Source organism: Micromonospora sp. KC721 (genome assembly GCF_004348355.1).
Taxonomy (GTDB): domain Bacteria; phylum Actinomycetota; class Actinomycetes; order Mycobacteriales; family Micromonosporaceae; genus Micromonospora.
In genome coordinates this window covers 1-8,406 of the sequence record NZ_SMJY01000240.1, presented here as the reverse complement: position 1 = coordinate 8,406, position 8,406 = coordinate 1, and the positions used below count along the sequence as shown (strand labels likewise).

Annotated in this window: 8 protein-coding genes; 7 read left to right on the top strand and 1 reads right to left on the bottom strand. The window is 69.1% G+C overall.

Going from position 1 to position 8,406, the window contains the following annotated elements:
• Positions 1–278: 278 nt before the first annotated feature.
• Positions 279–1,040 (bottom strand): sulfite exporter TauE/SafE family protein, encoded by a 762-nt coding sequence (locus E1182_RS27205; RefSeq protein ID WP_132270562.1) that lies wholly within the window; start codon positions 1,038–1,040, stop codon positions 279–281.
• Positions 1,041–1,188: 148 nt separating this feature from the next.
• Between E1182_RS27205 and E1182_RS27200 the strand changes: the two genes are divergently transcribed.
• The 7 genes from E1182_RS27200 to E1182_RS27170 form a co-directional block, all read left to right on the top strand.
• The gene (locus E1182_RS27200) at positions 1,189–1,560 is read left to right on the top strand and encodes an SCP2 sterol-binding domain-containing protein (protein ID WP_132270560.1); all 372 of its coding nucleotides are present in this window, start codon (positions 1,189–1,191) and stop codon (positions 1,558–1,560) included.
• On the top strand, positions 1,553–3,655 hold the full coding sequence (locus E1182_RS27195) for a glycogen debranching N-terminal domain-containing protein (protein WP_132270558.1): 2,103 nt from the start codon (positions 1,553–1,555) through the stop codon (positions 3,653–3,655). Before E1182_RS27200 ends, E1182_RS27195 begins: the two co-directional genes overlap by 8 nt.
• 14 nt (positions 3,656–3,669) lie before the next feature.
• Positions 3,670–4,263: a cysteine hydrolase family protein gene (locus tag E1182_RS27190; protein WP_165942732.1), complete on the top strand. Its 594-nt coding sequence runs from the start codon at positions 3,670–3,672 to the stop codon at positions 4,261–4,263.
• A gap of 166 nt (positions 4,264–4,429) precedes the next feature.
• A complete protein-coding gene (locus E1182_RS27185) occupies positions 4,430–5,605 on the top strand; it encodes a spermidine/putrescine ABC transporter substrate-binding protein (protein WP_132270553.1) in 1,176 nt (391 codons plus the stop codon).
• Positions 5,606–5,610: 5 nt separating this feature from the next.
• Entirely contained in the window at positions 5,611–6,762 is a 1,152-nt protein-coding gene (locus E1182_RS27180; RefSeq protein ID WP_132270564.1) for an ABC transporter ATP-binding protein, read from the top strand.
• On the top strand, positions 6,759–7,628 hold the full coding sequence (locus E1182_RS27175; RefSeq protein WP_132270550.1) for an ABC transporter permease: 870 nt from the start codon (positions 6,759–6,761) through the stop codon (positions 7,626–7,628). The genes E1182_RS27180 and E1182_RS27175 overlap by 4 nt, the downstream gene beginning before the upstream one ends.
• Positions 7,625–8,406: ABC transporter permease (locus tag E1182_RS27170; RefSeq protein WP_132270548.1), on the top strand; the 782-nt coding region annotated here is incomplete at its 3' end. The genes E1182_RS27175 and E1182_RS27170, both read left to right, overlap by 4 nt.

The following is an 8,406-nucleotide window of genomic DNA, read 5'->3' as shown; positions in this document are numbered from 1 at the left end:
CCCCGGGGGCGTTTGCGGGGCACCTCGGGGGCGCGGCGAACAGGTCCCACCGCAACACGCCGGCATCCGGCGGACATCGACACGCGACGTCGCTATGGCGCGCCGGAGCGTGCGGTCGGACGGGTGGGAGGGAACCGATGGCGAACGAGGCGCTGCGGGTGGCGGTGGCGGAGCGTGGGGAGACCGTCGAGTCGCTGGCGCACCGGGTGGGTGTCGATCCGAAGACGGCCGCTGCCGGCACAGCTGACGAACGGCAGGACTGTGGCAAAGCGGCAGGGCTACAGGACGTTCACCCACAAAAGAACCAGCCCGAAGGCCGTGCCAAACGTGACGATGGCTGCCCTGAGTGGTTTGTCGGGAAGCCTGCGGAGCAGTCGGGCGCCGCCGTAGCCACCGATGACGGTTGCCGGAAACAAGATCGTCGCGCTGGTCCAGTGGATGGTACCGAAAAGCACATAGAGAGCGACGGATATCGACGCGATGACCGCCGACAGCAGGTTCTTCAGGGCGACCGTTCTGGTGAGCGGTTCGTGCTGGAAGAACGCCAGGATGGCGACGAGGACGATGCCGAATCCGGCACCGATGTACCCAGCGTAGACGCTGCCCACGGCAACGAGCGCCTGAAGGATCGCTGGGTGGTGCCGTCGGTGGCGGACGGCGGAGCGGGTGACCATTTCCTTCAGGGTGTTCTGCAGGCCAAGGATGAATGAGGCGGCGAGGATCAGGAACGGCACGATCATGTCGAAGACCTGACTAGGCGTCAGGAGCAGCAGTATCGACCCGACGGCGCCACCGAGGACGGCTGCCGGCAGGAGGCGGAGGACAGCTCTGCGATCCGGTAGGTCCCGGAAGCCTCCCGCGACGCTCGCCACGTTTCCGGGAAACACCGCGACGGTGCTGGTCATCTTCGCGGTGAGGGGCGGTATGCCGACACCGAGCAGCGCGGAGAAACCGATCAGAGAGCCGCCGCCGGCGACCGCGTTGAAAGCGCCCGTGAGGAGACCGGCGACAAAGAGGAACGTTACCTGCAGAGGATCCATCGAGTCTCACGCTAGTGGGTTGTCCACCGGACCAGCCGCCATCTCGAAGGCAGACGCGGCGAGGGAACCGGCCCCCGCGAACCTCACTCTTTCAGGGTGAGGCAGGGCTGCGGGTCGGGTGGCAGGGTGGCTCTGAGGAGGGGTGACGATGGCTGACGCGACCCAGGAGTTCTTCCGCAGCCTCGCCCGCCGGGGGCACGATCGCCGGCTGACGGCGATCCACCAGGGCAGCGTTCGGTTCGACATCAGCCGGGACGGTCAGGTCGACCACTGGTTGGTTTCCATCGCCAAGGGTGACATCACGGTCTCGGAGCAGGAGACGGGTGGGGACGCCGTGGTCCGGGCCGATCGGGCGGTGTTCGACCGGATCGCCTGCGGAGAGGCGTACTTCCTGACCAGCGTGTTGCGCGGTGAGGCGACCGTGGAGGGTAGCCCGCGAATCTTCGCCACCGTTCGGAGGCTGTTTCCGCCGCCCCCCGCCTCGCTGCGACGCGGGCGCCGGGGGGACGACCATGACTGAGAACCAGGTCGGCATCCTGGACGGAACCACCTTCATGGTCTGCGACCGGACAGGGGACATCGTCCCGTCATCGGACACCGCGCACGGCCTCTTCGCTCATGACACCCGCCTGCTGTCGAAATGGGAGCTGCGAATCAACGGGGAGCGGCTGAGCACCCTGTCCATCGACGACGTCCACTACTTCGAGAACCGGTTCTACCTGGTCCCCGGTGGCCAGGACGTCTACGTCAACAGCACGCTGGCCGTGCAGCGGATACACAATCTGCAAACCGGCCTGCACGAGGATCTCATCATCACCAACAACGACCGGCAACCGGTCGACCTGACCGTCAGAGTCGAGGTGGACGCAGACTTCGCCGACATCTTCGAGGTCAAGGATGCCGTGGTGCGGAAGAAGGGTCGGCACTATCGACGGGTTGACGACGGGCGACTGGTGCTGGGCTACCAGCGGGAGCGCTTCCGGCGGGAGACGATCGTCTCCGCGTCCGTGCCGGCGGTGGTGGACGAGGACGGCCTGACCCTCGAAGTCCACATCGATCCACACAGCCGATGGTCTGCCCACCTCAGCGCCCTGCCGGATCTCCCCCTCCCGCAAGGGCTTGATCGGCTGACGATTCCCGGCCGGGCGAACCGGACCGGAAGGGACAAGCACCGCGACCTCCTGGAGTGGTTGGACCAGGCGCCCCGGCTGGAGTGCGACTGGGAGCCGTTGCGCATCACGTACCGGCAGAGCCTCATCGATTTGGCCGCGCTGCGGTTCAGTCCGTTCCTCGCCAGGGACAAGAGCGTGCCCGCAGCCGGGCTGCCCTGGTTCATGAGCCTGTTCGGTCGCGACAGCATCCTCACCAGTTTCCAGGCGTTGCCGTTCGCACCCGAGCTCGCCGCCACCACGCTGCGGGTGCTCGCGTTCCGGCAGGGCAGCCGGGTCGACGACTTCCGGGAGGAGGAACCGGGCCGGATCCTGCACGAGATGCGGTACGGCGAGATGACCGTCTTCGAGGACACGCCGCACAGCCCTTACTTCGGCAGCGCGGATGCCACTCCGCTGTTCCTAGTGCTGCTCGACGAGTACGAGCGGTGGACCGGCAACGCCGACCTGGTCCGCACGGTCGAGCAGGAAGCCCGATCCGCGATCGACTGGATCGACGGCTACGCGGACCTGACCGGCACCGGCTACATCTCCTACCAGCGGCGCAACACCAGAAACGGCCTGGAGAACCAGTGCTGGAAGGACTCCTGGGACGGCATCTCCTTCCGCGACGGCCGCCTGCCGAGCTTCCCGCGCGCGACCTGCGAACTGCAGGGGTATGCGTACGACGCGAAGATGCGCACTGCCAGACTGGCCCGTACCTTCTGGGACGACCCGGAGTACGCCGACCGGCTGGAGCGGGAGGCCGCCGATCTCAAGCAACGCTTCAACCGTGACTTCTGGATCGCCGACGGCGAGTACATCGCACTTGCCCTCGACGGCGACGGCCGCCAGGTAGACGCACTGTCGTCGAACATGGGCCACCTGCTGTGGAGTGGCATCCTGGAGGAGCCCAAGGCCGAGGCCGTGGTGCGGCACCTGATGTCACCCGTCCTCTTCAGCGGCTGGGGTATCCGCACGTTGGCCGAGGGCGAGGCCCGTTACAACCCCATCGGGTACCACGTGGGAACCGTGTGGCCCTTCGACAACTCGTTTATCGCGTGGGGAATGCGGAATTACGGGTGCGCCGACGAGGCGGCTCAGGTCACGGCCGGAATCCTGGACGCGGCGGCCTTCTACGGCGGCCGACTGCCGGAGGCGTTCGCCGGAAGCGCCCGCACCGAAACCAGATACCCCGTCAACTACCCGACCGCGTGTAGCCCTCAGGCGTGGTCGGCAGGTGCGCCGCTGCTCCTGCTACGCACGATGCTCGGACTGCGGCCGGTCGGTGACGACCTCGTGACCAGGCCCGCGCTTCCTCCCAACCTCGATTTCGTGGGGCTTCTCGACATTCCTGGCCGGTGGGGGCGTCTCGACGCCTACGGTAGGGGGCGGGCCGCGATCGATGGACAAGGGCTCCATCCGGCACCGCCGCAGCTCTCCGCCCCGCGACGGGAGGGACGATGATGCCCGATATCGAGATGGACCCGACGCGCGTGGCCGTCATCGGCGTGCACTGGCAACACGACGTCGTCAGCCCCGACGGGCTGTTCGGCCCCTACTTCGCCGACCAGGTCGCCCGGCACCGCGTCGCGTCGTACGCGGCGCGGCTGATGGCTGCCGTCCGGTCCAGCGGCGGGCTCGTCGTCCACAGCCGCATCGCATTCCGACCCGGCTATCCGGATCTCATTGCCAACACCCCGGCCTTCGCAACGATCGGGGAGCAGGGGGGCTTCCTCGACGGAGACCCAAAGACCGAGATCATCGACGAGGTCGCGCCGCAGGTGGGCGACATCGTCTTCACCCACGCTCGGCTCACCGCCTTCTTCGGTACCGAACTGGACGTGATCCTGCGCGCCCGGGGCGTCAAGACCGTCCTGCTCACCGGCGTCGCCACCAATCTCTCCGTCGCCGGCACCGCCTTCGAGGCGGTCAACCACGGGTACCGCATGGCGGTCGTCTCCGACGCCTGCGCCGCGGCGACCGACGAGATGCACCGGGTGACCCTGGAAGGGATAGGTCTGCTCGGCCAGGTGGTCACCACCGACGTCGTCGTGCGCGGTCTGACGGGCTGACTCCCCTCGCCGGTGCTGGAGCCGCCCACCGCCACGGTCCGCACCGCCGTAGCGCAGCCGCTGTACCCGCTGGCGTGCCCCATGCCAAGATCAGTCGTCCTTGGCAGATCACCTCCCGTTGGCGCGCAGCCCTCGCCGCCGACGGACGACCCCCGGGAGTCGCCGCATGCGCGTCCCCTCGCAACCGCTGCGCCGGCGTGGACTGCTCACCGGCGCGGCCGCCCTGCTCGCTGCGGGCGGCACCCTCGCCGGCTGCGGCACCAGGGCGGCGACCCAGACCGAGACGGGCTGCCGCAGCGAGGACCGCTCCACGGCGGAGCAGAAGCTCACCTTCTCGAACTGGCCGCAGTACCTGGACGTCGACGAGTCCGACCCGTCGAAGCGGCCGACCCTGGACACGTTCGTCGCCCGGACCGGCATCCAGGTCACCTACACCGAGGACATCAACGACAACAACGAGTTCCTCGGCAAGGTGCAGCAGCAGCTGGCCAGTTGTCGGAGCATCGACCGGGACATCATCGTCCTCAGCGACTGGATGGCCGCCCGGATGATCCGGCTCGGCTGGATCCAGCAGCTCGACCCGGCGAAGATTCCCAACGTGTCGGCGAACCTGCTGCCGTCGCTGCGCGGCCGCTCCTTCGACCCGGAGAACCGGCTCGCCGTCCCCTGGCAGGCGGGCCTCGCCGGCCTCGCCTACAACGGCAGCGTGACCAGCGAGATCCGCACCGTCGACGAGCTGCTCACCCGCCCCGACCTCAAGGGCCGGGTGACCGCCCTGAGCGAGATGCGCGACACCATGGGCCTGCTGTTGCAGTCCAACGGTCACGACCCGGCAAAGTTCACCTCCGCCCAGTTCGACGACGCGCTCGCCAAGCTCAAGAAGGCCGTCGACTCCGGTCAGATCCGCCGGTTCACCGGCAACGACTACGCCCCCGAGCTGGCTCGGGGGGACATTGCCGCCTGCGTGGCCTGGTCCGGCGACGTCATCCAGCTCTCCGGGGAGAACGAGAAGATCCGGTTCGTCCCGCCCGAGTCGGGCCTGCTGCTGTACAGCGACGACACGCTGGTGCCGAACCGGGCCTCCCACAAGGGCCACGCCGAAGCGTTGCTCAACTACTACTACGAGCCCGCGGTCGCGGCCCGGCTCGCCGCGTACGTCAACTACATCTGCCCGGTTCGCGGGGCGCAGGCCGAGATGGAAAAGATCGACCCCGAGCTGGCCACCAATCCGCTGATCTTCCCGGGCGAGGACCTGCTGCGGAAGGCCACCGTCTTCATGACCCTCGACGACCAGCAGGAGAGGGCGTACGAGTCCCGGTTCCAGCAGGTCATCGGGGCGTGACCGGGATGCGGCAGGAGTCACCGGCCGGCGACCTGCGGCTGGCCAACCTCACCAAGCGGTTCGGTGCCCTCACCGCCGTCGACGACGTTGACCTGACCGTCCCCCAGGGCTCCTTCTTCGCCCTGCTCGGGCCGTCCGGCTGCGGTAAGACCACCACCCTGCGCATGGTCGCCGGCCTGGAGGAGCCGACCGGCGGGCAGGTGCTGCTCGGCGACCGCGACATCACCCGGCTGCGGCCGTACCAGCGGCCGGTGAACACCGTGTTCCAGAGCTACGCCCTCTTCCCGCACCTGGATGTTGCCGAGAACGTGGCCTTCGGGCTGCGCCGGCGCGGCATCCGCACGGTCGACGAGCAGGTTCGGCGGATGCTGTCGCTGGTGCGACTCGACGGCCACGGCCGGCGCCGGCCCGCCCAGCTCTCCGGCGGGCAGCAGCAGCGGGTCGCGCTGGCCAGAGCGCTGGTCAACCATCCGCAGGTGCTGCTGTTGGACGAGCCGCTCGGCGCGCTCGACCTGACGCTGCGCCGGCAGATGCAGCTCGAGCTGAAACGGATCCAGACCGAGGTCGGCGTCACCTTCGTGCACGTCACCCACGACCAGGAGGAGGCCATGACCATGGCCGACACGGTCGCGGTGATGAACGCCGGCCGGATCGAGCAGCTCGGCGCTCCGGCCGACAGCTACGAGTTCCCGGCCACCGCCTTCGTGGCGACCTTCCTCGGCCGGTCCAACCTGCTCGCCGCCGAGGCCCCGGGCCGCGTCGGCACCGACGTGCCGGTCACCGCCCACGGCGCGCGGTTCTCCCTGCCCGCCGACCGCGCCCGGTCCGACCGGGGCGCGGTCTACCTGGGGGTACGCCCGGAGAAGCTGCATCTGGCCGGCTCCGCCGACCAGGTGCCCCACGGACACCAGCACCTCGACGGTGTGGTCACCGACGCCTCCAACGTCGGGGTGAGCACCCAGTACCTGATCCGCACCGGCTGGGGCGGCGAACTGGCCGCGTTCGCGGCGAACAACGGGCTTGGCCGACGGTTCCCGGTCGGTGCGTCGGTGCTGGCGCACTGGGATCCCCGGCACGCGTTCCTGCTGCCCCGCGAACCCGGCGCGGCGGACCGCGGCGCGGGGCTGCGCGACGAGCCGACGCCCGTGTCGTCGTGAGCCCGCCGACCACGTCGGCCCGCCGTCGGCTGCTGCCGTACCTGCTCGTGCTGCCCGGGGCGGCCTGGTTGGGCGTCTTCTTCGTCGTGCCCCTGTTGCAGCTGGGGGCGGCCAGCCTCTACGACCCCACCGGCTCGCTCTCCACCGGGTACGCGTTGACCTGGGCGTTCGGTAACTACCCGGCGGTGTTGCAGGCGTACTGGCCGCAGCTGGCCCGCTCCTTCGGTTACGCCGCAGCGGCGTTGGCGCTGGCGCTGCTGCTGGGCTACCCGCTGGCGTACGCGATCGCGCGCAAGGCCGGCCGGTGGAAGAACCTGCTGTTGGTCTGCGTGGTCGCCCCGATGTTCACCAGCTTCCTGGTGCGCACCCTGGCCTGGAAGACCATTCTGTCCGACCATGGCTGGCTGGTCGGGCTGCTGCGCGACGTGCACCTGCTGGGCCCGAACGGCCGGCTGCTGGCGACCCCGGTCGCGGTGGTGCTCGGCCTGACGTACAACTTCCTGCCGTTGCTGGTGCTGCCGTTGTACGCCAGTCTGGAGCGGCTGGACCACCGGCTGCTGGAGGCGGCCGGCGACCTGTACGCCAGTGGTGCGCAGACGTTCCGACGGGTCACCCTGCCGCTGTCGATGCCCGGCCTGATCGCCGGCACGCTGCTGTTCTTCATCCCCGCCACCGGCGACTACATCAACGCGGAACTGCTCGGCAGCCCGAACGAGTACATGGTCGGCAACGTCATCGACTCGGCCTTCCTGGTCCGGTTGGACTACCCGCAGGGGGCGGCGCTGTCGTTCCTGCTGATGGCGGCGATCCTCGCGGTGGTTGTCGGCTACTTGCGACGGGCCGGCACCGACGAGGTGTGGCGATGACCCGCCTCGGGAGGTGGCTGGCCGACCGTTGGACGATGCTCGTCGCCCTGCTGGTGCTCGGCTACCTCGCGCTGCCGGTCGCGGTGGTCGCCGGCCTGTCGTTCAACCGCCCGTCGAGCCGGCTGTCGTACGACTTCCACGAGTTCACCCTGGACAACTGGCGTCGCCCCTGCGCCACCCCGGGCATGTGCGAGGCGGTGCTGCGCAGCGTGCAGATCGGCGTCGTTGCCACCGTGGTCGCCACGGTGCTCGGCACGCTGATGGCGTTCGCCCTGGTCCGGCAGCGCTTCCGCGGTCGTTCCGCGATGAACCTGCTGATCTTCCTGCCGATGGCCACGCCGGAACTGGTGCTGGGTACCTCGCTGCTCGCCCTGTTCGTCTCCGCCGGCGTGCCGCAGGGGTTCTGGACGGTCGTCGTCGCGCATGTCATGTTCTGCGTGTCGTTCGTGGTCGTCACCGTCAAGGCGCGGCTCGCCGGGATGGACCGGCGGCTGGAGGAGGCCGCGATGGACCTCTACGCCAGCGAGTGGCACACATTCCGGCTGGTGACCCTGCCGCTGGTGTGGCCCGGCATCGTCGCCGCCGCGCTGCTGGCCTTCTCGTTGAGTTTCGACGACTTCATCGTCACGAACTTCAACGCCGGCACCACCGTGACCTTCCCGATGTACGTCTGGGGTGCCGCCCAGCGCGGCATTCCGCCGCAGGTCAACGTCATCGGCACGGCCATGTTCGGCGCAGCGCTCCTGCTGGTTGCCGCCACCGCCCTACGCCCCCGCCC